This window comes from Corynebacterium sp. c7Ub_26 (assembly GCF_053760365.1).
Genome location: NZ_JBSNBL010000004.1, coordinates 38,457 through 64,820 on the forward strand (window position 1 = coordinate 38,457; position 26,364 = coordinate 64,820).

23 protein-coding genes are annotated in these 26,364 nt (G+C 59.3%); 3 read left to right on the forward strand and 20 right to left on the reverse strand.

Annotated elements, in window-relative coordinates; genetic code table 11:
- Positions 1-357: 357 nt before the first annotated feature.
- Entirely contained in the window at positions 358-1,659 is a 1,302-nt protein-coding gene (locus tag ACWORE_RS07595) for an adenylosuccinate synthase (protein WP_406605054.1), read from the reverse strand.
- 313 nt (positions 1,660-1,972) lie between these two features.
- Here ACWORE_RS07595 and ACWORE_RS07600 point away from each other — a divergent pair, with 313 nt between their 5' ends.
- Positions 1,973-2,896 (forward strand): hypothetical protein, encoded by a 924-nt coding sequence (locus tag ACWORE_RS07600; RefSeq protein ID WP_455303400.1) that lies wholly within the window; start codon positions 1,973-1,975, stop codon positions 2,894-2,896.
- Between the two features lie 508 nt (positions 2,897-3,404).
- On the opposite strand, the gene groL is transcribed toward ACWORE_RS07600, so the two are convergent.
- From groL to glmS, 8 genes are all read right to left on the reverse strand, one after another.
- Positions 3,405-5,021 carry a chaperonin GroEL gene (gene groL, locus ACWORE_RS07605; RefSeq protein WP_455303402.1) on the reverse strand — a complete coding sequence of 539 codons (1,617 nt, stop codon included), beginning with the start codon at positions 5,019-5,021 and terminating at the stop codon, positions 3,405-3,407.
- A 26-nt stretch (positions 5,022-5,047) separates the two neighbouring features.
- Complete coding sequence (gene groES, locus ACWORE_RS07610) at positions 5,048-5,347, reverse strand: co-chaperone GroES (protein WP_406605057.1); 300 nt, start codon at positions 5,345-5,347, stop codon at positions 5,048-5,050.
- A 260-nt stretch (positions 5,348-5,607) separates the two neighbouring features.
- The gene (tsaD, locus tag ACWORE_RS07615; protein WP_455303404.1) at positions 5,608-6,690 is read right to left on the reverse strand and encodes a tRNA (adenosine(37)-N6)-threonylcarbamoyltransferase complex transferase subunit TsaD; all 1,083 of its coding nucleotides are present in this window, start codon (positions 6,688-6,690) and stop codon (positions 5,608-5,610) included.
- 64 nt (positions 6,691-6,754) lie between these two features.
- On the reverse strand, positions 6,755-7,288 hold the full coding sequence (locus ACWORE_RS07620) for a GNAT family N-acetyltransferase (protein WP_455303565.1): 534 nt from the start codon (positions 7,286-7,288) through the stop codon (positions 6,755-6,757).
- 43 nt (positions 7,289-7,331) lie between these two features.
- Complete coding sequence (gene tsaB / locus ACWORE_RS07625; protein WP_455303405.1) at positions 7,332-8,201, reverse strand: tRNA (adenosine(37)-N6)-threonylcarbamoyltransferase complex dimerization subunit type 1 TsaB; 870 nt, start codon at positions 8,199-8,201, stop codon at positions 7,332-7,334.
- Positions 8,202-8,211: 10 nt separating this feature from the next.
- A complete protein-coding gene (gene alr / locus ACWORE_RS07630; RefSeq protein ID WP_455303407.1) occupies positions 8,212-10,047 on the reverse strand; it encodes an alanine racemase in 1,836 nt (611 codons plus the stop codon).
- Positions 10,048-10,133: 86 nt separating this feature from the next.
- The gene (locus ACWORE_RS07635) at positions 10,134-12,035 is read right to left on the reverse strand and encodes a bifunctional ADP-dependent NAD(P)H-hydrate dehydratase/NAD(P)H-hydrate epimerase (protein WP_455303409.1); all 1,902 of its coding nucleotides are present in this window, start codon (positions 12,033-12,035) and stop codon (positions 10,134-10,136) included.
- Between the two features lie 118 nt (positions 12,036-12,153).
- Positions 12,154-14,019 (reverse strand): glutamine--fructose-6-phosphate transaminase (isomerizing), encoded by a 1,866-nt coding sequence (gene glmS / locus ACWORE_RS07640; protein ID WP_455303410.1) that lies wholly within the window; start codon positions 14,017-14,019, stop codon positions 12,154-12,156.
- Positions 14,020-14,129: 110 nt separating this feature from the next.
- Here glmS and ACWORE_RS07645 point away from each other — a divergent pair, with 110 nt between their 5' ends.
- Positions 14,130-15,077, forward strand: a complete 948-nt coding sequence (locus tag ACWORE_RS07645) for a dienelactone hydrolase family protein (protein ID WP_455303411.1) — start codon at positions 14,130-14,132, stop codon at positions 15,075-15,077.
- Positions 15,078-15,159: 82 nt separating this feature from the next.
- Here ACWORE_RS07645 and ACWORE_RS07650 read toward each other — a convergent pair whose 3' ends face one another.
- From ACWORE_RS07650 to glmM, 5 genes are all read right to left on the reverse strand, one after another.
- Positions 15,160-15,543 (reverse strand): hypothetical protein, encoded by a 384-nt coding sequence (locus tag ACWORE_RS07650; RefSeq protein ID WP_455303413.1) that lies wholly within the window; start codon positions 15,541-15,543, stop codon positions 15,160-15,162.
- Entirely contained in the window at positions 15,537-15,683 is a 147-nt protein-coding gene (locus ACWORE_RS07655) for a hypothetical protein (RefSeq protein ID WP_455303415.1), read from the reverse strand. The genes ACWORE_RS07650 and ACWORE_RS07655 overlap by 7 nt, the downstream gene beginning before the upstream one ends.
- Positions 15,684-15,712: 29 nt before the next feature.
- Positions 15,713-16,804: a hypothetical protein gene (locus ACWORE_RS07660; protein WP_455303417.1), complete on the reverse strand. Its 1,092-nt coding sequence runs from the start codon at positions 16,802-16,804 to the stop codon at positions 15,713-15,715.
- A complete protein-coding gene (locus tag ACWORE_RS07665; RefSeq protein ID WP_296137891.1) occupies positions 16,801-17,127 on the reverse strand; it encodes a hypothetical protein in 327 nt (108 codons plus the stop codon). Before ACWORE_RS07665 ends, ACWORE_RS07660 begins: the two co-directional genes overlap by 4 nt.
- 149 nt (positions 17,128-17,276) lie before the next feature.
- Positions 17,277-18,620: a phosphoglucosamine mutase gene (gene glmM, locus ACWORE_RS07670; protein WP_455303419.1), complete on the reverse strand. Its 1,344-nt coding sequence runs from the start codon at positions 18,618-18,620 to the stop codon at positions 17,277-17,279.
- 401 nt (positions 18,621-19,021) lie between these two features.
- On the opposite strand from glmM, the gene ACWORE_RS07675 reads away from it, so the two are divergent.
- On the forward strand, positions 19,022-21,142 hold the full coding sequence (locus tag ACWORE_RS07675; RefSeq protein ID WP_455303420.1) for an acyltransferase family protein: 2,121 nt from the start codon (positions 19,022-19,024) through the stop codon (positions 21,140-21,142).
- 153 nt (positions 21,143-21,295) lie between these two features.
- Here the strand turns inward: ACWORE_RS07675 and rpsI are convergent, their stop codons facing one another.
- From rpsI to ACWORE_RS07705, 6 genes are all read right to left on the reverse strand, one after another.
- Positions 21,296-21,835 carry a 30S ribosomal protein S9 gene (rpsI, locus tag ACWORE_RS07680; RefSeq protein WP_455303422.1) on the reverse strand — a complete coding sequence of 180 codons (540 nt, stop codon included), beginning with the start codon at positions 21,833-21,835 and terminating at the stop codon, positions 21,296-21,298.
- Positions 21,835-22,278: a 50S ribosomal protein L13 gene (gene rplM / locus ACWORE_RS07685; protein WP_296138014.1), complete on the reverse strand. Its 444-nt coding sequence runs from the start codon at positions 22,276-22,278 to the stop codon at positions 21,835-21,837. Before rplM ends, rpsI begins: the two co-directional genes overlap by 1 nt.
- A 333-nt stretch (positions 22,279-22,611) precedes the next feature.
- The gene (locus ACWORE_RS07690; RefSeq protein ID WP_406605068.1) at positions 22,612-23,895 is read right to left on the reverse strand and encodes an aminotransferase-like domain-containing protein; all 1,284 of its coding nucleotides are present in this window, start codon (positions 23,893-23,895) and stop codon (positions 22,612-22,614) included.
- A 37-nt stretch (positions 23,896-23,932) separates the two neighbouring features.
- Positions 23,933-24,874, reverse strand: coding sequence for an ABC transporter substrate-binding protein (locus tag ACWORE_RS07695; RefSeq protein WP_296137879.1), 942 nt, complete (start codon positions 24,872-24,874; stop codon positions 23,933-23,935).
- The gene (locus tag ACWORE_RS07700; protein WP_296137878.1) at positions 24,861-25,877 is read right to left on the reverse strand and encodes an ABC transporter substrate-binding protein; all 1,017 of its coding nucleotides are present in this window, start codon (positions 25,875-25,877) and stop codon (positions 24,861-24,863) included. Before ACWORE_RS07700 ends, ACWORE_RS07695 begins: the two co-directional genes overlap by 14 nt.
- Positions 25,878-26,027: 150 nt before the next feature.
- Complete coding sequence (locus ACWORE_RS07705) at positions 26,028-26,321, reverse strand: WXG100 family type VII secretion target (RefSeq protein WP_406605070.1); 294 nt, start codon at positions 26,319-26,321, stop codon at positions 26,028-26,030.
- Between the last annotated feature and the right edge of the window lie 43 nt (positions 26,322-26,364).

The window sequence follows — 26,364 nt, forward strand, 5'->3', positions numbered from 1 at the left end:
GCTTTCGATCACATTCATAGGGGGAATATGATCTATCTCTACGTGCGAGACTAGTGAGGTTCGGACTCCACGCGCAGAAAAAAGATTGGCTTTACTTCTGATAAACGCACGTTTTGGTCGTTTATCAACCCCTAAAAGGTGTGTTTTGTGGGCTGTCTCATAATTATGAGCCGGTTCGCGTACGTCACTATCCCCCGCACATACGCCACGCGCCGGACCCGGCGAGCAGGAAAACTAGAGCACGAAAACACGCCTACTCCGTGCATAAGAAAAAACGCCCGCAGAACATCATGTTCCACGAGCGCCTATCACTCCACGCAGCACATCACCGCGCCACAGCTCAGAGCATTCCCCGCTTTAATTCTCGGGGTTGAGAACGTCGTTAATAACGATGGTTTCGTCGCGACCGGGGCCAACACCGATGTAGGAGATTCGGCAACCAGACAACTCTTCCAGCCGCTCCAAGTAATCCTGGGCCTTCTGCGGCAAATCGGAGACTGACCGCGCACCGCTGATGTCCTCTTCCCACGCGGGCATGGTCTCGTAGATCGGGACGGCGTGGTGGAAGTCGGATTGTGTCAGGGGCATCTCATCGTGGCGCACGCCATCGACGTCGTAACCAACGCAGATCGGGATCTCACCAATGCCGCCCAGGACATCCAACTTGGTGATGAACAGATCGGTGAAGCCGTTGACGCGAGCTGCATACCGCGCGACGACCGAGTCATACCACCCGCACCGACGCGGGCGGCCCGTGTTCACGCCGAACTCGTGGCCCGTATCGCGCAGGTAGTCGCCCCATTTGTCGAAAAGTTCCGTGGGGAAGGGACCCGCACCGACGCGCGTCGTGTAGGCCTTCGAAATACCCAGAACCGACGTGATCCGTGCGGGGCCGATGCCAGACCCCACCGATGCACCACCGGCCGTCGGATTCGAGCTGGTCACGAACGGATAGGTGCCGTGGTCAACGTCGAGCATCGTGGCCTGGCCACCCTCCATGAGGACAGATTTGCCCTCATCAAGGCCCTTGTTCAGCACCGTCGCCGTGTCGATCAGCATCGGCTTCAGGCGGTCGGCGTACGACATGAAGTAATCGAAGACCTCGTCCGGATCAATCGCTTTCCGGTTGTAGATCTTCACCAGCACCTGGTTTTTAAAGTCCAAGGCAGACTCGATCTTTTGACGGAGGATCGACGGATCGAGAACATCCTGCGCGCGAATCCCCACGCGGGCAACCTTGTCGGAGTAAGTAGGTCCGATACCACGGCCCGTCGTGCCGATGGCTCGCTTACCCAAGAACCGCTCACCGACGCGGTCAAGAGTCTGGTGATAAGGGGCAACGAGGTGCGCGTTTGCCGAAATACGCAGCCGCGACGCGTCGGCACCGCGAGCCTCGAGGCCGTCAATCTCAGAGAACAGTGCCTCCAGATTGATTACCACGCCATTACCCAGCACCGGAGTGGCGTTCGGGGACAGCACTCCCGCGGGGAGCAGCTTGAGTTCGTACTTCTCGCCACACACAACAACCGTGTGACCAGCGTTGTTACCGCCATTGGGCTTGACGACATAATCAACTTTGCCGCCCAAAATGTCGGTAGCTTTACCTTTGCCTTCATCGCCCCACTGAGCACCCACGACAACGATCGCAGCAGCAGTCACGAAAACTCCCACGGTCCCCTGGATTGCCGACGAGCCGGGACCACAAGCCTAACGTCGGAGTGCCAATCGGGGCACAAACCACGTCAAGTGTAACGGGTAAGAGTGCGCGCGCGTGCAGAAGGGCCAAACAGCTAGGTAAATAGGCAAAACCCCGCGCACCGACGGTGAAAACCCGCGCAGCTACGATGGGTCGTGACACCGTACACCGCTGGTGAGTGGCATAGACTTGCCGGACTCTTTGTGTTTTGGGTTCGACGACATCCCGCCACCAACGGTTTTTGCAGCGTTCATTGTCGAAGGATCACCGTACCCCATGCCCATTCACATCATCCGTTGCGGTGACGCACCGCTTCCCCAGGACCTCCCCCTGCCGGTGCACACCGTTCCCACCTGCCCGGGTCGTAAGGATCTGCACTTTATCGACGAGCTGGTGGCACGCTACCTTCCGCACGATCCGACGCCGGGTCTCGACGAAATCGCCGCTCAGCCCGATGTTGACCATCTTGGGGCACCCGGGCCGGATCCCCGCACCCCCATCGACGCCGTTCGACTGGTCGTCGTCGGTACTGATGCCGACCTTGATGCTGTGGCCACGCGATTAATGCGTATCGACGCGACGTGGATGGAGCTCGCTTACGTCCCTGTTCTGGCCGGGGGTGGCGTTTTATCGAAAGCCTATGCTTCACCGGGCGAATCGAGCGTCGAAGCGAAGTCGGTGATTGCGACAAGCTGGGGTGTGGCCGATAAACCCTGGTCAATAGCTTTGTCGGGATCGGTTCGTCCAGTGCCCCTTATCCGCGATGATTCCGGCAGGGTAACTCTGGGCGCCGCCGAAGTTTGTTCAACGGATGGCTCGCCGTTTGTCGGCGAAATCATTATCGACGACACCACCGTCGGAGCTCCTGAGGGGAGCGATTTTTATGGCACACGGTTGGTATCCACCCTGGATGCGCCGGGAATTGCTGCCGTTGCCATGACTGGGCCGTCAGCCTACAGCGGTGACCGAACGAAATCCACACGATCCGACTCGCCCCATGGGCGACTTGGGTTTTTGGGGCGGTTCTTCCACCGTGGTCCTGAAGCCGGTGCTGTTGATAGCTCAGTGCTGACTGGACGCGCCGTTCAAGCTGGTGGGGAGCCATTTATGGTGTATCGCGATGGTGTCGCTCACCCACGAGCGCTGACTCGTGTGACGTTCTACCGGCACCTGCGCGATATGCAGGTTGTTCGCCCTTAATAACGGGGAATACGACAGAAAGTGTATCCGAGTCCGGTGATTTCTGGTCCGTGATCTAGGCAAAGACGAAAAATATATGCCCGGCGGACATATATCCGCGTGGTCCCATACCGAAGCACCGCGGCACGGAACAAGGATCCAGTAGACGGAGACCTGCGGGGAAACTACACCTGGAGCCCAAAAGTGCGAGAGGATATGCGCCCAAAAATAAAAGTGCGGGGGTATATGGTCAATTTTCGGCCATTTTTCGCCCATATTCCCCCGCAGTTTGAACTGGCCCTGATACACCCCCACAGTTTTCCGGCACGCGGACACACTTTGGCGTAAAACCCTTAATTACGAATAACAAAACGGGCCCACTCCGTTAAGAGTGAGCCCCGTCGTTTTAGCTCTTATTTAGCACGCAGAGATTGGTACTTCACGCGATCGCGTTTCCGCGCGCACGCACCTAGCGACCACGCCCGGCCCACACGCTCGGCACCGACCTCACGCATGCTCGTCGCCACCTTTAGTGGTGGTGGTGATGACCTTCTGCCTCAGGCTTTTCTTCCTCTGGCTTATCCACCACAGCGGTCTCGGTGGTCAGAACCATCCGAGCCACCGATGTCGCATTATCCACAGCGGAGTGGGTGACCTTCACAGGGTCAATAATCCCCTGCTCGATCAGGTTGCCGTACTCCAAGGTGTCAGCATTGAGGCCTTCACCGTTCGGCAGATCCTTGATCCGGTTAACCACAACAGCGCCATCAAGACCAGCGTTGTGAGCAATCCAGAACGCGGGCTTGGTCAACGCGTCAGCCATGGCCTTCACGCCGACTTTCTCGTCGCCCTCGAACTGATCGGCAAACTCCTCGAGCTCCCGAGAAATCTGAACCAACACGGAGCCGCCACCAGCAACAACGCCTTCTTGCGCAGCAGCACGGGCCGAGTTGATCGCGTCCTCGATGCGCAGCTTGCGCTCCGAAACCTCAGTCTCCGTAGCACCGCCGGCCTTCACCACGGCCACACCGCCGGAGAGCTTAGCCAAGCGCTCTTCCAACTTCTCGCGATCCCACGTCGAATCCGTCTCATCAATCTGGCGACGGAGCAGGTCACGTCGGGACTGAAGATCTTCCTTGGTGCCGCCACCATCGACAATGATGGTCTCATCCTTGGTCACGGTGATGCGACGTGCGGAGCCGAAGTAGGACTCGTCGGCCTCGCTCAGGCTGAGCCCAACTTCCTTATCGATGACAGTTGCACCGGTGACCACAGCAAGGTCATCCATGAAAGCCTTGCGGCGGTCGCCGAAGTATGGCGACTTCACGGCGCACACGTTCAGGCTCTTGCGGATCGAGTTCACAACCAGCATCGAGAGCGGTTCGCCCTCAACATCCTCAGCAACGATCAAGACCTGCTTGCCGGACTTGGCGATTTTCTCCAACACGGGGAGGAATTCCGGCAGTGACGAGATCTTCTCACGAACCAGCAGAACCAGGGCGTCGTTCAGAACAGCTTCCCCGGTCTCCGTGTCGGTGACGAAGTACGGCGACAAGTAACCCTTATCGAAGGACACACCTTCAGTGACAGCCAACTCATCGTTGAGCGACTGCGATTCCTCAACGGACACAACGCCGTCCTTGCCGACCTTTTCCATAGCCGACGCAACCATCGCGCCGATTTCAGCGTCACGGGAGGACACCGTACCGACGTTGGCGATCTCGTCGGTGCTGGATACCTCAGTAGCGCGGGCGCGGAGCAGCTCAACGGCTTTCTCCGCAGCGGCCTTGATACCAACGTTGAGCGCGAGCGGGTTGGCGCCAGCGGCGACGTTGCGCAGGCCGGCGTCGACAAGAGCCTGAGCCAGCAACGTTGCTGTTGTGGTGCCATCACCGGCGATATCGTTAGTTTTGACGGCGACGGACTTCACCAGCTGGGCGCCGAGGTTCTCGAAAGGATCCTCAACGTCGATATCGCGGGCGATGGTCACACCGTCGTTCGTGACGAGGGGGCTACCGAAGGCCTTGTCAAGTACCACATTACGACCACGAGGGCCAAGGGTGACTTTGACGGCGTCGGCAAGAGTGTCAACGCCTGATTGCAGGCCACGTCGGGCTTCCTCGTCGAATGCAATAAGCTTCGACATACTGTGCCTCTACCTCTCCTGAACGATTACTTTTCGACGACAGCGAGAACATCGCGCTGCGAGAGAATCAAGTATTCCTCGCCAGCATACTTAATCTCAGTTCCGCCGTACTTGGAGAAGATGACAACGTCGCCCTCGGCAACGTCCATGGGCACGCGGTCGCCGTTTTCATCGGTACGGCCGGGCCCAACAGCGACGACGGTAGCTTCCTGCGGCTTTTCTTTAGCAGTATCCGGAATGACCAGTCCGGATGCGGTGGTGGTCTCAGCTTCGACGATCTGAACGAGGAGCTTATCCTCAAGAGGCTTGATGTTGACCTTAGCCACGATTACTTCCTCCAGTGAATGGAAAGTGAATGGAAAATTGTGCTCTTGACAGGTTTTTCCACAGCCGTCGTCGCGGGTGAACAACTGTGATTCACAACCTGATTGGCACTCTACCCGTGTGAGTGCCAGCTCTCAACCATCGGGAGTGCTAAATATCCAAACACGCTCGTGCAGGCCTATGTACGAGCGCTTATGCGAGGACTTTTGGGGGCGCTCAGACGAGCATTAATGCATGCTCATGCAGGTGCTCATACGACTACTTATACAACGGGAATAACGACGTCAAGACCTGGATTTGTGGCAGCGCCGAGCCCCGAGGGTGCCACTCCGCGTGCTATGGAATAGGCTGCGGCCGCCGCAATCATGAGGCCGTTGTCCGTGCACAACTTCATCTCTGGGACACATAGGTTTATACCCGCGCTCTGGCACCGCGCGGTGGCAAGGCGACGCAAACCAGAGTTCGCCGCGACTCCACCGCCGAGCAGGAGCGTCGTCGCTTCTGTATCGGTACAAGCCAATAACGCCTTCTTGGTCAGCACGTCCGCCACTGCTGCTTGGAACGATGCGCACACATCGGGCAACGAGACCGTCTGGTGGTTCCGCTCGGCGGCCTCAATATAACGGGCGACGGAGGTCTTTAGGCCAGAGAACGAAAAATCGTACCGGTGCGGGCCGCGGAGATCCTGCGGGCGCATCACCCCGCGCGGGAAACGAATGGCCTTCGGGTTTCCCTCGGCAGCCAGCTTGTCGATAATCGGGCCACCCGGGTACCCCAACCCCAGGAGTCGCGACACTTTGTCATAGGCCTCACCGGCAGCGTCGTCCAAGGTTGATCCCAATTCCTGCATGGGTTTGCCCAGACCGTTGACCTTCAGAATCTGAGTGTGACCGCCGGATACGAGGAGCGCGATGGCGTGGTCGAGGTCCAGATCCGCGTCGGCCAGCGCCCCCACCGCGATGTGCCCGGCCAGGTGGTTCACCCCATAGAACGGAACACCCCAGGCAGCGGCGTACGCCTTCGCCGCCGATGAACCGACGAGGAGCGCACCGGCCAAACCTGGACCAACCGTCGCGGCCACATAATCTGGCTTGTCGACGTCGGGACGCGCGGTTTTCAGGTCGGCGAGGGCTGCCCGCATGACCGGCCCCATGGCCTCCAAGTGGGCGCGGGAGGCGACCTCCGGGACGACGCCACCGAACCGGGCGTGCTGTTCCATCGAACTGGCGACGCGGTTGGCCAGGACGGTCACGGTGGGGTCGGCGTCGTCGTGCGTGGTGACTTCGACAATGCCCACGGCGGTTTCGTCACATGAACTCTCCACACCCATCACGATTGCGCGCATGGTGACAAGAGTAGACACCTGGCCGGGATGACTGAAAACACGTGGTGGGAGGGCTTGTGTGGGGCTAGTCCGGTCTGGGTTCTCTTTTCATGGTGAACGCATCTGCGCCCGACGGCTGGTAATAGTTCTTTCGAGTACCTAACACTGTGAAGCCTTCTGACTCGTACAACCCGATGGCTGGCTTATTGTCGGTGCGCACTTCGAGGAACACCGGGCCGGGCGCGTTATCGGCAACATAGAGGATTGTCTCTAACAGCACTCGTCCCAGGCCGTGGCCACGCCATGCGGGATCTAGCCCGATGGTTCGGACTTCAAACTCTGGGTCATCGTCTGGGCCCAGGACTCCTAGTCCGGCATAGCCGACGAGGGTCATCGCGTCAGGCGATCCTTGAGTTTTACGACGCGAGCCTTCCTCTTTTCCATCGCTGTGCCCGGCGCGGGAAGCTGCTGACGTGACAAGGCCAATGTACACCGACCTCGGATCGCGGAGCTCCGCGAGGAACCCTTCGTAGGGCCATGGCGAGTCGTCCGGGAAAATTCCTGCTTCTAGTTCCGCACAGGCAGCGGCGGCGGTGGCGTCTAGCTGGACGAGAGTCATTCCGTCAGGGAGATTATCGAGCGGAGCACTAGCGTGCTGGCCGTCACTCATCGCGGTCTGCCGTCATCTGTTCACGGAGCTGACGCGCGCGAGTAATCGCTTCCTCGCTGATGGCGGGGCTCACCGGCTTTGCTTTCGGTGGCACGGCGTCGGGCCGTCGTAAATAAAGAGGGCGGAGGGGTTGGAGATCTGACTGTCGCGGGAAGAGCACGTTGTGGTCGCTCTCATCCTGGGTGGAGTCGGCAGAATCGTCGACGTTCTTCGCGCGGCCGAGGTTCATGGGGTGGTCAAGGGCTGCGCGAACGAAGTTCACGATGTCCGGTTGCGCGTCCACCGACTGGTTAACGCTGGTCACGCTGGACAGGAGAGTGTCGGCCACGGAATCGGACACCACCGCGAGACTCGGCTGCGGTGCAGGAACGTCCGCAGCTTCGGACACATCGACATCCGTTGGGCGCGTGACCTCGGGTTCCGTGACGCGCACGGGGTGTCCGTCGGAGATGCGGTACGTAGCCCAATAAACCTCTCGACGGCGGGCATCCGTCGCAACGATAATCGTCTCACCCTCATGCCGTGGGGCATCCGCGATGGCATTCCACGCCAGACCATCCAGCGAGCACACACCGATGACGGGGATATCTAACGCGTCCCCGAACGCCGCAGCAGTGGCCATGCCGACACGCAAACCCGTGTAGGGCCCGGGCCCTACACCCACAACAACCGCGTCGAGGTCGCTCGGAGTAACCCCAACTTCGTCGCAGCACTCCATAATGAAGGGCGTCAACACCTCATTGTGCGCGCGGGAATCCCGAACACTCCTGTTAGACCGCGCGCGGATCGTGTCCCGCGTGGTGACGTCGACAAGCCCAGCGGTGACATACGGTGTCGCAGTATCAATAACCAGCACGAGCATGATGGATAGATTACCGCTGGACCCACGTCCACGAAATGACTCGTGGTTCGTCCTCATCGAAATCGACGGGATCTGCGGGAGCGGGCGTGTCGCCAGCGGATGCGTCGTTGCCAGCGGACTTTTCGCTGCCACCCGTCGCGCGCTCAAGGCGGATCAACAGATAATCCTGCTCCAACGCATCGGCCATGTCCGCGGCCCATTCCGCAACGACGATGCTATCGGGAATGCGCGTATCCAAATCCAGCGAATCGAGGGCGCCGATCGGATCCGTCGTGGTATCGCCCAGCAAGCGATACGCATCAACGTGGATGAGCGGCACCGGGCCGGGATGTTCGCGGGCGATGGTAAACGTCGGCGACGTTACACGGCCTGATACATGCAAACCTCTGGCTAGCCCCTGCGTAAACGTGGTTTTCCCCGCACCAAGTGGCCCGTCCAACACGACGACGTCGCCCGGCCGCAAAGCGTGAGCAATCGATTCAGCCAGGGTTTGCGTCGCCTCCGCATTGCGGACACGAACCCGGCCGTCGACAAGACCGCGGCCAACATACCGTCGATGGACGCGGGTATGCGGGCTGGTCAGGATCTCGTAATGAATGGTGCCGAGGGTTTTGGCCAATTCCGTGGCCGTCGGCAATGAGGCAGGCTTGCCATCTGACCCGATGCACTCGCCGGGTGGACCAAAAATAATTGCCTCATCGCCCTGGTGAACTGCGCTGGCCTGCTCTGAGCCCGCCGGGCCCAAGGCCACAACAATCTGGTCCATGCACACGCGTCCGATTTGCGGATACCGACGGCCGTTGATCGCGACTTCCATACGGCCGGACAGCGCCCGTGGAATTCCGTCCGCATAACCAGCGGGAACAACGCCCGTCACCGTATCGACGTCCGCTGTCCACGTCCCGCCATAACTCACCGATTCCCCAGCCTTGACCAACCGCTTGGCGACGATCGGCGCAGATAAAGTCATAGCCGGCTTCAATTGCGAGACCAACGAAGAACCCGTGGACGAAGAACGATCCGCTGGTTCCTCCAACGGATCCATCCCATACAGCGCAACACCCGGCCGCACCATCTGGTAAAACATGTCCGGCCTGTTCACCGAGGCTGGTGAATTACACATGTGGTTAATGCGAACGGGAATTCCGGCCGCCTGCAGCTCTTCAATCGCGGCATCAAACTGAGCCTTTTGGCGATTATTCGACGGGTTATCCGCGGCATCCGCGCTGGCCAGGTGGGTAAATGCGCCGGTGACGTCGATGATGGAATCACTACTTGCTGCGCTCAGTTCCTTCAACGCCTTATCCCATTGGTCAGGAGAGATCCCCGAACGGCTCAGGCCCGAATCCACCATCACTGTCACGCGGGGAGGGGCAAATTCCCAGTCCTCTTGGGATCGCTTGCGCTCGGTCGCTTCGTCGACAAGGGCTCTGATGTGCGCCAGCGTCGGAACGCCCAGGTCAATCCCATAATCCAGGGCTGTTGCGACAGAGACGCGGTCGTCGGCGTTCCAGATCCAGGCCAGAATGGGTGCTGAAGTCCCGGCCTGGCGAAGCTCCACCGCCTCGGTAATCGTCGCGACACCCAGCTGAGTGGCACCATTAGCCAAGAACACCCTCGCAGCTTCCACCGCCCCGTGGTTGTACCCATTCGCCTTCACCACAGCCATCAACTCCGCCGGGTGAGCCGGATTCGCCAGTTGCGCGTTTCGCGCCACGACCTGCGCATTGTGTGCCAACGCGTCGCGGTCGATGGTCATGGTCAAAAGGCCGGGCAGGGCCGCGTCGCTACCGTCCGCGGATAAATGGTCACCAGATACAGCGTGGGATGAAGACTGGATGGGCATAGACATCATTGTGCCACCCGCCTAGGACACGGCCGACGGAGATTCTCAAAACAGTCTATAACCAGCGACAACGGGGATTGAGCGGCCTACATCTGAAGGCGCGCGCGTGCACGCGGAATTGCCTCCGCAATGACCGACGCCGACGTCGGCGCATATCCATCTTCGGTCTCTGCTGCGATATCAGCCGCCGACGCATGAATGACCGCGGCACGAACGACAGTCTCCATGACGGCGGACAACGGCAACTCGGCATCGGGACCGGCGTGGCCAACGCTCTCTGCAACCAAAGCCCCAGCGAGACCCGACAAGACATCGCCGGAGCCTGGCGTCGCTGCCCACGAACACCCGGCATCGACAACACACACTTTTACCTGCGACGACGCATCCGCCGGAGTGTTAGACGATGAGTCCGCCGGAGCCGCGACCACCGTGGATCGCCCTTTAAGCAGCACCACACAGTGCAACGCCCTCGCGACCGCCGACACCGCGGGGATTCGCGGATAGTCGCTGTCTGGGGTAAGAACGTCCGTCAAGGCCTCGCGTTCCTCAGAGGAAAGGTCTACCGACAGCTCCGCCAAAACAGCCTTCACGACACGTCGAAACTCACCCTGGTGCGGAGTCAAAATAACGGCACCATCGTAGTTTTTTACCGCGCTGATCAGTGGGAACGCTTCGGACCCCGATTCGCTTCCGTCCGATTGGCACAGAGCCGTCAACCCGTCGGCATCGATAAGAATGGGGCATGCCCCTGAAGTCTCTGAGCCACACAGAAGACCGTGGAGGTCATCGTAATTTCTCTCGACGCCACCGCCGGGGCCAACGACCCACGCCTGAATCCGCCCTGACGAGGCGATATCGTCAGCGGCCACGATCTCGGGATGGGCAGCAACGACCGCATCGCGGCTCTTGCCAGCAAACCGAACCATGGCGCTCGTGGCGCGAACCGCGGCCGTCGTGCACAACACAGCAGCGCCCGGGTACTCGGGGGATCCGGCCCGAACGCCCACTACCCCACCGGTGTACTTGTCATCATGCGCCCCTGGTTCCAACGTCATCGCCGGCCACACCGCCGACGGCGCCACTCCGGGTGCTTCTCCGCGAGCGTCCTTCCCGCGAACCTTCGCCACATCAGGCGCTAACGTCACCATCCCATCCGGCACAGCGATCTGCCGAATATCCGGCGGCGTCACCGCCCTCACGCCAGAGGCAACCAGCTCGCCATCCGCCTCGCGCTTCTCACACTCGCTGCGGCAGGCATCGCGCAACCCACAACCCGCCTGAAGAACAACCCCGCAATCGGAATTCATGGCGTGGGCACGTCGAAAAGCACCAAAAGTCACGGTCGCTGCAGCCACCACATGTGGGGTGTGGGCAATCCCGGTATCCGCATCGATCCCGGACGGAATATCCACTGCCACCACCGGAATCTCCGCGTCCGCGGCCGCGGCGATCCACTTGGCCGGCTCGTCACGGAGAGGCCCATGACCACCAATCCCCATCACACCATCAATAAGAAAACACGACGAAAAGCGGGCGCGGTACTGCGCTAACTCCTCAGGACTGAGGTCGGACTCCGCAGCCTCCTCGCTCTTTCCGACGACAACCCCGCCCGACTTCTCAAACGCCCGGCGCGCCCGCTCATGAACGGAGGATCCCACGCACACGGCCACCGCGTGCCACCCTCGCTGAACAAGCACAGCTCCGGCGTAGAGCGCGTCGCCCCCATTACCGCCGCTATCTGCGACAATAATCACCGCCGGAGTAAGCGCTTTCTCCTGGGGCAGCCCGGACAGGCCATGCGCACCTTTATCATCTGGACCCGTTACCCGATCATTGCCGGGCACTCCCGGCACAGTCGAGAGCCACTGCACGGTATCTGCCACTGCCGTGGCCGCTTTCTGCATCGTTTCATCGGGGAACGAATTGGACGCAATCACCCCCTCCTCCGCAGCTCGAATTGCTTCGACGGGGAGAAGGGGGTGGAACACGATGCACTCCTTAGACGGCTTGCGCAGCCTTCATACGGCCTACAAAGCCGGTGGACCAATGGCGAATCAATCAATCGTCAACATCGTCCACCGTACTCCGAATACCGTGCTCACGTGCTTATTCGACGGTCACCGACTTCGCCAAGTTGCGTGGCTTGTCGATGTCCTCGTTCCCACACTCGCGGGCGATCTGAGCCGCCAAGAACTGCAGAGGAACCGTCGACAACAGGGGCTGCAGGAGTGTTGATGTCTGCGGGATCTCGATCAGGTAGTTCGCGAAAGGCTTCACGGCGTCATCGCCTTCCTCCGCAATAACGATGGTTTTTGCACCGCGCGCGCGGATTTCCTGAATGTTGGACACGATCTTCGAGTGCAGCACGTCCCTGCCACGCGGGCTCGGCACCACCACTGTCACCGGGAGATCGTCTTCGATCAAGGCGATCGGCCCGTGCTTCAACTCACCAGCCGGGAACCCTTCGGCATGAATATATGCCAGCTCCTTGAGCTTCAACGCCCCCTCCAGAGACACGGGGAAGCCAACGTGCCGGCCAAGGAACAGCATCGTCCGTATCGCGCCCATCTCTCGGGCAATGTTCGTGATGTGTTCTTCCTGGTCCAGGACCTGCTGAATTTTCTCCGGAATCTGTTCGAGCTCCTGGTAGATGGCGGTGACCTCGTCGGGGTACTTCGTGCCACGAGCCTGTGCCAGGGCCAAGCCCACAATGTAGTTCGCCGCGATTTGCGCCAAGAAGGCCTTTGTCGACGCCACACCGATCTCGGGTCCGGCGTGGGTGTATAACACGGCGTCGGCTTCGCGCGGGATCTGCGCACCGTTCGTGTTACACACAGCCAGCACGCGGGCGTTCTGCATTTTCGCGTGACGGACGGCCTCTAAGGTGTCCGCGGTTTCACCCGACTGGGATACCGCAACCACCAGCGTCCGGGAATCAAGCACGGGGTCGCGGTAACGGAACTCGCTAGCTACCTCGATCTCGACGGGGATGCGAACCCAGTGCTCAATGGCATATTTCGCCAGCAGCCCGGAGTGGTACGCAGACCCACAAGCAACAACGAACACTTTCTGCACTTCACGGAGCTCATCCTCGGACAACCGCTGCTCGTCGAGAACAATCCGCCCATCTTGCAAGTGTCCCGCGAGTGTGTCGCGGATAGCGGAAGGCTGCTCATTGATCTCCTTCTCCATGAAGGAGTCATAGCCGCCCTTTTCAGCGGCCGCCAGATCCCAGTCAATGGTGAAGGGCTTGCCTTCTTGCTGGTTACCAAAAAAGTCCGTGAGGGTGTAGCCATCTTTCGTGATGGTCACCGCAGTGTCCTGCCCGATCTCCACCGCCTTGTTCGTGTACTCAATGAACGCGGCAACGTCGGAACCCAAGAACATTTCGTCCTGGCCGATGCCAATAATCAACGGCGACGACCGTCGGGCAGCAATAATGCGATCCGGGTAGTCAGCGTGTGTGAATAATAGGCTGAAAGCCCCTTCTAGCCGACGCAATACTGCCAGGACAGAGGCGTCAAAATCCCCCTTGTTCTGGCCTTGGTTGTATTCCAAAGCAACCAGGTGGGCTGCAACTTCCGAGTCGGTTTCGGACTTCAGTTCAATACCCGTGTTTTCAACTTCTTCCCTGAGGGCGGCGAAGTTTTCAATGATGCCGTTGTGGACGATGGCGACTTTGCCGTCGTAGGACAGGTGCGGGTGAGCATTAACATCGTTGGGCTGGCCGTGCGTTGCCCAGCGGGTGTGCCCAATTTCTGTGGTGCCGGTGAGGTGATCCGTACCGATGTGGTCGATAGCGTTGCGCAGGTTATCCAGCTTTCCTGCTTTTTTCTCTATGTTGATGGCGCCCCGGCCGTCGAGGACAGCGATCCCCGCGGAGTCATACCCCCGGTATTCCATCCGCTCAAGAGCCGCAAGGGCGATGTTGAGGGCCTGTTTACGGCCAACGTAACCGACAATTCCACACATGGGCACGATGATACTAATTTTTGTCGATACGGGCTGCTTCATCCACCCCATTCCGGTCGATATGTGGTGTCATCTCGACGTTTACCCCGCCCGTCGGTTACTGTTTTCTTGTGGCTGACAAACTTTCATCGCTCGTAGCTCATCTTGATAAACGTGGCCCACACCGGGTTTTAGTGGGAGACCTCGATTATGTCGGGATTCCCGGCAAGGTTTATCTCCCCGCCGACGGGAATAACGTCCCCGGTGTCGTCTTCGGTCATGACTGGATGACCGATATTTCTGCTTATCACGGCACTCTTCGCCATTTGGCGAGTTGGGGTATTGCCGTCGCTGCGCCGGATTCCGAAACTGGTTTCAAGCCGAACCCCGGTGCCTTCGCCAATGACCTGATGACCTGCATGTCTGTGATCTCGGGCGTCCAGATGGGCCAGGGTTCTATCACCGTTCATCCGGAGAAACTTGTGCTGGCGGGGCATGGTTTCGGCACGAGTGCTGCTGTTCTTGCCGCTGCCGGTGAGTGGGGTTCCTCGTCGTCCTCGGATTCCGAGGTGTCCGCACGTTCGGTCTCGGTGGGGTCCGGATCGGTGACCGCGTCCGCTACCCCGGGCCCGAAGGGTTTGACCGGTGTAGCTGCAGTTTTCCCGCGCAGCACGTCTCCACGGGCGTCGGACGCTGCTTCCAATATTGAGGTTCCCGGCCTTATTTTGGCCCCTGGCCAGGATTCTGTTCTTGTTGGCGACGAGTCCCTCCGCATTGCTGCAAAGTGGAAGGGCGATTCCTATTACCGACGCGTGAATAAGGCGTCGCAGTCGGTGATGTCGGAAAAGGTTGTGAAGAATATGGTGCTGGGGCTGGGGTCGCCCGGCTTTTCGCAGCGTGCGGCACTTCGCGGACTGATTGTCGCTTTTGTTCGCGCGACGGCGGAGGGCGACAAGAAGTACAGCGGCGTCCTGTCTGATGAGGACCTCAAGGGCACTGAGTTCTGGGATCGCGATGACATTGCGAAAGAGCTCCCCGAGAACGCCGATGTGATGGAACGGCTCCGCGACGCGCTGTAGTTGAGGCGCGCGGGGCTGGGCGATGGCGGCCAGGGCGGCCACACGCTGTGCCAGCCACGGGCGATGTCGGCCGAGGGGTGCGTCAGCTACGTATTGCCCGAATGCCCCCACCGCGAGAAGTGCCTTGTGTTCGTTGCGTATGAGAGCCACGGGAGTTGGCTGTCTGCGAGCCACGGGAGTTGTCAGCACTATCTTCATTGGTTGTCGTGGTACGCCCGAACGTGAAAGTTGAGTGGCCATCAGGAGCCTGATGCCGGCCTTTGCGCGTGGTCGCAAACGTGGTTTCTTTGCTGATGGCGCTGCTGGCCCCTTCCGCCTTCTGGGCCTGCTGAATAATTTCCTCGAGTTTCTTTACCCGTTCACCGTATTGACGGTGAAACTCCGCGAGGTTTTTATCCATTTCTGCCCGATGGGCGTCCACGATGGCCTGATACGCCGCACGGTAATTCTCGGTATTACTCACCATGCCCCTGCTTTCTCTACGGTGATGCCTAAGTGTGATGTTGTGTCGTCTGCTGTAGTGCCCGGCGCCGGTTCCTCTGGCTGATCGACGTGCGTTTCTTCTTCCGCGGCAGCCTCCAGTGGCTGCTGCACCGAGACGTCCATGCGAATAGAAGAAGGCCCTCTAGTTCCTTCTAGTCGGCCAGACTCCCCACCCGAAGGGAAAGAACTCTCCGGGGTTTTTGATTCCAGTCAGCCGTCCCTTGAGTGCTTTCAATGGTGAGACCACTGGCCATCTGCGTACATGTTCGTCCCGACGACGAAGCGTCCGACAGCTTCGGAGTCACTTTTTGCGCAGACTCAGCCTGCGACTGGTTCGCGGACGGCTGCTGCGACGGAACCGAGGAATCTCGCTCGATCGAAGGCTCCCCCTGAGTCGCGGGGTGCAACCGGTCCGAAGGTTCCACCCGCCCGGTGGACAGCTCACACGAGGATGGTGGCGTCGATGTCCCCGGCGAGACCGGCGTCGACGGTGAAGGACAAACACTTACTAGTGGTGACGATTCATTCCTCGGCACAACACTCGGCAGCGCATCCCCACCCCGTGATGTCACACCATCACAGTGCTGCAGAGGTTTCGGCGGCTCGACCGGGCATGCACCACACACGCTGACCTGCTCCGAGCAATGTGTCGATAATGTTCCCAACGCTTCACCGATCGCACGATCACGCGCCTTCACCTGGTTCAAAAGGAGCAAACCCGCTGCGTTCCCCACCTGCGTCAGCGCATGCATAGCGATCTTTTTCGCCGGCGAAGGCAAAGGCAAGATCAAGGGCAATCCCGTCTCCACCACCGTCGTAAATAAATCGACAACGTCCTCCATTGCCGAATCGGTATCTTCCATCACCGATTGCAGCGCATCCGCACACGCGTCACTGGATTCGGCTGTGGCCGAGTGGCCGTCGGCAAGAGAAATGAGCCACTCGCCGACCTTGTCCACCGCCTCGCTAATCAATCCTTCGGCGACGTCGACAAGTGAATCAGATGCCCGTCCACCACTGCTGCGCACCGCCATGAAATACGGGATCATGCGCCGTAATGTGTCGGCGCTCTCCCGCAAAGGATCCCACTCGACGCCCGACGCGCGCATGACATCAATTTTTAATTGGTTCCCAGACACCACCGGGTGATACAACACTCCGGAAAAAGCGGCTCCCAACATGAGAGCATGGCTTGCTGCCGAATACTCTGCCGCACAATCGATTTGCTGGGATAGGGTGCTCATCGCACCACCACCGACGCCACCGAGGGCTCCAGGTTCGCGAACGCGGCGGTACTGGCATCATCGGCCCCGACAATCTGGGAGACAACACTGTCCGCCGATAGCCCCTGAGCAGCGGCAACTTCACACGCCCGACGGGACAACTCTCGGAGTTGGTCCAGCTCCCCCGCAATAGCCAGCCCCTCCTGCACCCACGAAAAACCGGTATGCACGGGCATAAATGGCACTGGCGAGCCAACGATCACTGATTCGACATCCTGCCCCGCGCTCGCATACACCGACGAGCGCGCGGACGCCTCTGGTGCAGAGACAACAAGCTCCCCCATTACATCCCCCCTGAAATTCGTAGCGATTATTTCATGGCTGATGCCATGATCCCCACCGCAAAATTATGCCAGACTGCTGCGACATCGCCCACCCCTCACATCATCCGCACATAGTGCTATAGATCACACGGTCGCAGCGTATGCACTAGCTACACACTTGCGACGACGGCAGCCAACCGACCAGCGATTTTCCGCGCCGTGGCACCGTCGCCAGCTTCCACCATCACGCGGAAAAGTTCCTCCGTGCCGGACGGACGCAAAAGCACGCGCCCCGATTCGCCCAGTTCCTCTTCGGCCTCAGTGATCGCCGTCCGAACAGCCTCGTCATTGGTAATGGCCGCTTTGTCGGTGACCGGCACATTGATCAACGTCTGCGGGAGAACCCTCATCACCGACGCCAATTCGGACAGCGTCTTCCCAGTCTGAGCCATCCGTGCCATCACGCTCAGACCGGTGAGCGTCCCGTCCCCCGTCGTCCCGTGCTCGGGGATGACGATGTGCCCGGACTGTTCGCCGCCCAGGCTGTAATCACCGGCATTCAGGTCCGCGAGCACATAGCGGTCGCCGACCTTCGTCGTCCGGACCTCGATGCCCTGCTCTTTCATCGCAAGTTTGAGGCCAAGATTCGACATCACCGTTGCGACGAGTGTCGACTTCTTCAGCTCCCCGCCTTCTTTCATCGCGATCGCGAGGATCGCCATGATCTGGTCGCCGTCGACAACATTGCCTTCGGAATCAACGGCCAAACAACGGTCGGCATCGCCGTCGTGTGCTAGGCCCAGGTCAGCGTGGTGTTCCAACACAGCGCGGTGCAGAACATCGATATGCGTCGATCCGCAATTCTCATTGATATTGAACGCGTTGGGTTTATTAAAAATCGGGACAACATCGGCACCGGCAGCCTGATACGCCATGGGTGCAGCCGTCGACGCAGCACCATTAGCGCAATCCACCACAACACGAATTCCATCCAACGGCGTCGGCACAGCCCTCGCGAGGTGGAACAAATAGCGCTCCAAGGCGTCGGGGGATTCCTCGACAATACGACCAATCCCCGCCCCCGTCGGACCAGTCTCGGACAATTCCAACATGGTCGCTTCAATCTCCGCCTCGACCGCGTCGTCAAGTTTGAGACCACCAGCCGCGAAGAACTTGATCCCGTTATCCGGCATGGGGTTATGGCTTGCGGAAATAACAACGCCCATGTCAGCGCCATAATCATCGGTCAGAAACGCCACAGCAGGGGTTGGAATGACGCCCACGCGCAGGACGTCGACACCCTGGCTTGCCATCCCTGCCGACAACGCGGCAGACAACATCTCCCCCGACACACGCGGGTCACGCCCCACAACAGCGACAGGCCGACGGCCACCCTTCCGGTTGGCGGTCAGCACCTTCGCCGCAGCGGACCCCAACTTCATTGCCAACGGCGCAGTTAACGTCTTATTTGCAAGACCACGAACACCATCAGTGCCGAAGTAACGTCGTCCCATCTGGTCTACCCTTTCCCACTGTCCAGCATTGGCGTTTCGGTATGTGCGCTTCACAAGCCTAGCTACCGCCATCCGGCAGCCCGAGTTGGAGCGCTTACGCCCGGGATGCTTTATAACTGCGCCAACAGTCTAATAGGACAGGCCCCATAACACCGCACTGTGCAAAACAGGCTGTGGATAACTGCGTGTGCGTCCGCAAACTGTGGATAAGTGGCCCCCAATTCCGATTTGGTGTCGATCCACTACCAATATGTAGCCGGTGACCCGATATCCGTGACTAGATATGTAGCTAGTTCCCCGTTATCGCGCGCCACGATATACGCTATGTCATCGGCGCCGCTGTACTGTTGCGGATCTGCCTTTGCTCCTGTTGTTCACTTATCGACGTACCGGGAAGTTGTATGCCACGCCCCGTAGGAAAATCCACCTATCTCCCTGGTTTAGACGGCCTCCGCGCCATCGCTGTCATCGCTGTTCTGCTCTACCACCTGTCGGTTCCGTATTCCGACGGAGGGCTACTCGGTGTCGGCGTCTTTTTCACCCTGTCGGGGTATTTGATCACGTCGATCCTGGTCAGGCAATGGGACCGTGATGGTCGTATCAAGTTTGGCCAATTCTGGCTTCGACGTTTCCGCAGGCTGTTACCAGCGGTCATCACCGTTTTGATTACGGTCATGATGCTCACCGCGTTCCTCGACCACGGGAATTTAGCGAAGCGTGGTTGGGAAGCTCTTTCCGCGCTGTTCTATTACAACAACTGGTACGAGATCGTCGAAGGTGATTCGTACTTCGACATGTTTGGTGGGCCGCAACCGCTCAGCCACATGTGGTCACTGGCGGTGGAAGAGCAGTTCTATCTCGTGTGGCCGTTTGTGTTCACCGCCATCACTTTCCTGTGGCAGCGGCGCAAGCATTCGCACGGTTTCGCTGCTGTTACGTGCTTGATTCTTGCCGCTATTTCGGGCGCATGGATGGCCTACTTGGTCGAGCCCGGCGTCGATCACACTCGCGTGTACGAAGGAACGGATACTCGCGCATTAGGGCTGCTCATCGGCGCGTCCCTAGCTTTCGTGTGGAAGCCCGGCGTCGCCGCTTCCAACGCTTCGGGATCCGACAGCACACAAGCTTCAGGGGCCTGGCGTTCCAACGCACTCGCCCGCCATCTCCTTGACCTCGTCGGGCTGGCCGGTCTGGCCGTCGTCATTGTCATGATGGTTCGTACCGACGATAACGCCATATGGCTCTACCAGGGGGGATTCGCCGTTCTCGCCCTGGCCACTGCGGCGGCTCTACTCCCTCTTGCCGACGAGCACTCGTGGATGACCCGCATCGTTGGTCTTCCGCCTCTACGCTGGCTGGGCGAGCGCTCCTACGGGATCTACCTCTGGCACATGCCTGTTATCGTGTTCGCGCCCGATGGGTTCGTCGAGAATCACCTGATTATTGCAGGGCCCGTGCTGTCCGCGGTATCTGTCATTCTGGCTGCTGTGTCCTGGACCTTGATCGAGGACCCGATCCGCCGGCATGGGGTTGTTGCACTGGCACGTAAGTGGTGGTCAGGCTGCGTGTCGGAAAACGCATCCGGCACTGCAGCGAGCCCGGCAGTCTCTCGCCGACGGGGGACGCCGCCGGTCCTCACCGGGGTTGCCTCGGTCATCCTTCTCGCGATTCTCGCCGCCGGATTGCCTAAAGCTCTTGCCGACGGGTCGAATGGCTCCTCGTCCAACGACCCGATGGCAGCGATCGGCGGGAGTGGTACCGATGGGGCGGTCAAAGTCGGTGGAGACAACGGTAATGAGCAGAGAAACGGTGCCGACAAACCCGACGCAGCGTCGGCAAGCGATAAAGACGGTAAAGACACTGCTCAAGGGCGAAATGCCAACGCCGAAATTGACTGCTCAACGGTGATCCATATTGGCGATTCCACCTCTATCGCGCTTAATTCGCCCGACTACCTGCCGGATCCGACGGACCGTGTGGGCGCGCAATACAAGTGTGTGGGCGCGAAGGATGTGTACCTGGACATCAAGGGCGCGCGGGCTGTCATCGAGCGGTATAAAGATGATCCCAACGCCACGGAAGTCGTCACCAACATGGAGAGCCACCACTACAAAGACGCGTGCTGGGTGATGGCGATCGGGACGAACGACGCCGCTAACGTCACCGCTGGCAATCAGACGTCGGCAGAGGACCGTATCCGCACGATTATGGACATTGTCAAGGACGAGAAGCACGTGCTGTGGCCGACGGTGAAGACTGTGAACGCTGCCCAGTCCGCCTACTCTAACTCCGGTATGCAGCATTATGACGAGGCGCTGCGGAAGATGTGCAAGAAGTACCCCAACCTGCGCCTTTACGATTGGGCCGGTGAAGTGCAAGATGACTGGTTCATTGACGACGGGATCCATCCGAATACCGTGGGCGCCAAGGAAAAAGGTCGACGTTTTGCCGACGCGCTGACACAGGCATTCCCGAAGGGGAAGAAGCCCGCCAGCCAGTGCACGGTCGGTAGCGGCGACTGAGCGTTCTAATTAACCCGTCGGCGCATACACCGTCGGGTTCATACGTCGTCGTCGATATAGATATAGGAAAATCCCTTGCTCTGCCGAATTGAGTGGCAGGACAAGGGGTTGTGCGCGTCCAACGCAACCCGGAACAAGCCGGGTAAGCGATATTTAACGCTTGGAGTACTGCGGAGCGCGACGAGCTTTGTGCAGACCAGCCTTCTTGCGCTCAACCTCGCGAGCATCGCGGGTGAGGAAGCCAGCCTTCTTGAGGGCGCTGCGGTCAGCCGGGTTGTAGGCGTTCAGCGCACGGGCGATCGCCAGGCGGAAAGCGCCAGCCTGACCCGAGGGGCCACCGCCCTTGAGGTTCGCCTTGATGTCGAACTGGCCCTCACACTCAATGAGGGTGAGAGGAGCCTTGATGAGCTGCTGGTGCAGCTTGTTCGGGAAGTAATCTTCCAGGGCGCGGCCGTTACAGGTGAACTCGCCGGAGCCGGCGGTCATGACGACGCGAACAACGGCGCGCTTACGACGACCCACGGTCTGGATCGGGAAGTCGCGCTGCTCGGGCTCAACAACTGCTTCTTCTTCAACCTCAGTGGCGACGGAATCGCCGATGGTGGAAACGAACTCTTCGCTCGCTGCCTGAGCGGCGATGAAGTCGGCCTCGTTGGCCTCGTCCTGAATCTGGTTTTCGGTGTTCTCGCTCACTACTGTGCCACCTGCTTGATCTCGTAGTTCTCGGGCTTCTGGGCAGCGTGACGGTGCTCGCTACCTGCGTACACGTGAAGCTTCTTGATAGATGCGCGGGAAAGCTTGTTGTGCGGCATCATACCGGCGATAGCTTCTTCGATGACGCGTTCCGGGTGCACCTCGAGCGAACGACCCAGGGTCATGGTGGTCAGACCACCCGGGTATCCGGAGTGACGGTAACGGAACTCACGCTCGCGCTTATTTGATGAAACGCGAACCTTATCGGCGTTGATGATGATGACGTGGTCGCCACAGTCAACGTTCGGCGCAAAAATCGGCTTACGCTTGCCGCGCAGCAGGTCAGCAGCCTCAACAGCGAGGCGGCCGAGCACCACGTCGGCGGCGTCGATGACGTACCACTTACGGGTAATGTCACCGCTCTTCGGGTGGAAAGTAGACAACATGACTCCTTGAAAGTCTGTCTGGAACTGCCAGCCACAAAATTGAACAGGCTAACTACCGTCAGTCTGCTGCCGCGGCGGCCGGTGGAGACCCGCGACTCGTGTCACATTGCCAATGTGGCGTTGTATCAGCGTCAACGGCGCGGAAATCGTAGTTCCTATCACTGAATCAACGCTACATCGACAACTCGACACACAGATAGTTGAGAGTACCGGAATAGGTGTGGGCAGTTCAAGTGAGCGGGCGTTATCCGTGGCCGGGCGTTATGCGGGGCTGGCCGACGCTCGTTATGTGACGAGTCCGCTCTCCCCTTCGCGGGTGCCTTCTCTCCCTTAACGCAGAGCTTCCTGCAGCACTGTGGCAAACCGCTCCATCCCCGTCTTCATCACCGGGATGCTATTCCCCGCGAAGGAAAAGCGTATGGAGAGCTGCCCTTCCAGCTTCGTGTCCGCGTTGATCGTCGTACTGTCTTTTCTTTCGACGTTTCGGTAGACCGAGGTCGGTTGAGAGTCGTGTGGGAAAAATTCCGTGCCCGGAACGAAAGCGATCTCGTGTTCTATTGCGTCGTCGATGAGCGACAGCGTATTCACCTGAGGACGTAATTCGTCCGGGAAATCTATCCACACGAACATGCCGCCATCGGGGTCGGTGATGTGCGTCCCGTCGGGAACGATATCGAGTAATTCCGTGCGCAGGGCATTGCATCGTGCCTGGTAGGTTGACCGCATCGTGTTCAAGGCGCGGTCGCGGGAGGAGACGCCGTCCGGTTCTACCCTGTCGAGCCACAGTGCGGCAGCGCGCTGGTCAATCACAGACCCGTGCAGCGTCGAAACTTGTTTGGCAACCACCATTGGTTGGAGTAGCCAATTTGGTAGCAGGGCGGCTCCGATGCGGAACGCTGGTGACAGGAATTTCGACAAGCTGGCCAAGTAGACCGCGCCGGATTCGGACTCGTACGTATGAGAGAGCGGTTCGCGCGCGTTCCCGTCGAAGGCTAAGGGCGAATACGCGTCGTCCTCAACCAGTAAACTGCGGTGATCTGCCAGAACGCGCCGCACTTCATCTTTCCGACGCTCGCTCATTGAGCGGCCGGTGGGGTTTTGAAAGACCGGGATGAGGTAGGTGATGACGGGGTCGTAGTCCCGTAGTGCGCGCTCGAGTTCCGAGGGGATGATGCCGTTATCGTCGCAGGGCACGGGGATGACCCGCGCTCCGGTCATGGTGAATGCTTGGATGGCCGCGGGGTAGGTGGGGGCTTCGACCAGGACCGTGTCCCCTGGGTTGATGATGACGCGGGCGAGTAAAAACAGTATTTCTTGGCTGCCGGTGGAGATGAGGATGTTGTCCGCGCGGGCGGGCAGGTGCCGACGTTGCATTTCCCGAGCCATTGCTTGCCGAAGTTCGGGTTCGCCTTCTGTCACGGAGTATTGGAAGACGTCCGGCCCGCTGTCGTCTAGCACCGTTCGGACGCATTCCGTGATGCCCGATGTGTCCAGGAGTGTGGGGTCCGGGGCTCCGCCGGCGAAGCTGATGAAGTCGTCGTGGCTGATGTATCCCAGGAGGTCTCGGGTCATGGAGCGGGCGACGTGGGAGAATTCGCGGTTGAGCGGTAGCAATGGGTTCCTCTGGGTCGGTCGGTCTGTCGTCAAAGTGTCAGGAGGACACGAGCGGGTTTATTTGGGCTTCGGGGATTTCTGATCCCTTGTTGGCCCACGCATCCATGATTGTTTTCATGGTGCCATTATCAATGAGCTCTTGTGTGGCGGCTCGAATGGCTTCTGCCAGGGGGCGATTGTTTTGCGAAACGATCGCTGCCTTGGGTGCCCGGTTCACAATGCTGCCGACCGTGTCGAGGCGCCCTTGGGATTGGTTCACTGCGTAGGACACTATCGGCGAATCTGCCACCACGACGTCGGCTTTTCTTCCCACGACTGCCGTGGACGCGTCGGTTTGGTTTTTGTAGCTTTGGATGGTCAGCTTTTCGCCACTTCCGCAGTGGGATGCTTCTTCGGTCACAACTTCTTCGTGCAGGGACCCTGTTTGCACTGCTACGGAGTGCCCGCACAGATGCTCCGGGTCAACGTTTTTGGGGTTACCTTTGGCGACGCCGAATGCTCGCCCGGAGTCATACAAGCTGACCATGTTCACTTGTTTCATTCGCTCTTTATTGATGGTGAATGCGGAGATTCCGGCGTCGAATTTCGTGCCGACGGACGGGACGATGCTGTCGAATGTTGAGTTGCGAATGTCTGCTTGGAGCCCCATCACGCGCGCGAGTGCCCGCGTGAGGTCTATTTCGAATCCTTCGAGGGTTTTGCCATCGGAGCCGACGAATTCGGCGGGCGCATAGTCGGCCGAGGTCCCGACGATGAGAGTTCCGCGAGACTTGATCGGCTCTGGCACTGTCTTCGCGATGTCATCGTTGGTGGTGAGGGCATCGATTGTGGATGCTATTGCGTTATTTCCGGTTGGGCTTTCTTCGGATTTATATGTGCAGCCGGATAGCACTCCTGCGATAACGAGCGTTAGTGCTGCAACGATGGTGGCGCGGTGGCTGGCGTGTTGACTGTCGCGCTGGGGTTTATGCGTCATCATCTGGCTTGGGGTTGAGTTGCGATTCGGAAATGAAGGAATCTTCGGTTCCCCATTTGGCCAGGATTTTCTTCATCGTCCCGTCGTCGATGAGCTTTTGGATGGCGGCATGGATGGCGTCGGCAAGTTGGGTGTCATTCTTGGCGACGATGGCGGCTTTAGGAGTGGAGTCGACGACCTTTCCGATCGGCTGGACGCGCCCTTTGGATTGCTTCTCTGCATAGTCGACGACGGGCGAGTCGGAGAACCAGAGGTCGGCTTTCCCTCCAGCGACGGCGGTGGCGACGTCGGCGGAGTTTTTGTACGACTGGATCGTGACTCCCTTTTTGCCGTTGTGCTTGCACTCGTCGTTCTTGTCGTTGGCCATTTCTTCGTAGACGGACCCGGTGAGGACGGCGACGGAGTCACCACAAATGTCGCTGGGGTCGATGTCCCGTGGGTTGTCTTTGAGGACGGAGTATTTCGTCCCCGATGTATACAACGTGACCATGTTGGTGTGTTCGAGGCGTTCGGGTTTCACATCGAACGACGAGAATCCTGCGTCGTATTTGGTGCCGACGGATGCCACGAGGCTGTCGAAGCTTGCGTTGGTGAATTGCGTGGTGAGCCCGAAGAGGTCTCCTACGGCTTTGGCCATGTCGATTTCGGCGCCTTCGATGGTTTTCCCATCGTTTCCGATGAATTCGAGTGGGGCGAAGTCCGCCGACGTTCCCACGGTGAAAGTGCCTTTTTGTTTCAGCGCTGCGGGTATGGAGTTAGCGATGGCGTCGTCTTTAGGAACTGAGATCGTTTCGGTGGGGTCGTCGGATGTTCCTGCTCCTTCGGAGTTGTAGGTACATCCGGCAACACTGACGCCGACGAGGGTTGCGCACGTTCCCAGTGTGGCGACAGTGCGGGCCAGCGTGTAGGGCCGTTGTGTGCCCGCGGCTGATTGTCCCGGTGCCGTTGACCGACGGTGGGTCGCTGTGCGCGGGAAGCTGGACCGCACTGAACGCAGAAAATTCATTCCTTGAATTTTATTTACCGTTTTCGTGCAGTTCAACTGTGATGATGAATAATCACTGCATGAATTGGTGAATTTCTCCATTGGCGACTTCCACGCTGCCCCTCATCAACCCACCTGTGCGTCCTTAGGATTTACGCTAAGGGATTTACGCTAACTCCAGGATGCTGCAGCCGAGCGGTTGATATCGCTCATGGAATCATTGCTGTCTGCCACTGCCCGCGCAATGGTGGCGAGGATTTGGTTGAGGTCGGCTGCGGCGGTGTCCCATTGTTGCTGGGCTGCCTGATATGCGGATGCAGATTCACCGGTCCAGGTGCTGACCATGGGCGCTAGTTGGCTTTTGAGCTCATCGAGTAAGCCGTTGATACGTGCTGATGTTTGGGTGATGTCTCCGCTGGCTGCTGCGATGTCGCCGAAGCTGTAGTGGATCATGTCGGTGCTCATAGTGCTGCTCTCTTTCTTTCCTATGTCTTTTCGTGGTTGGTCA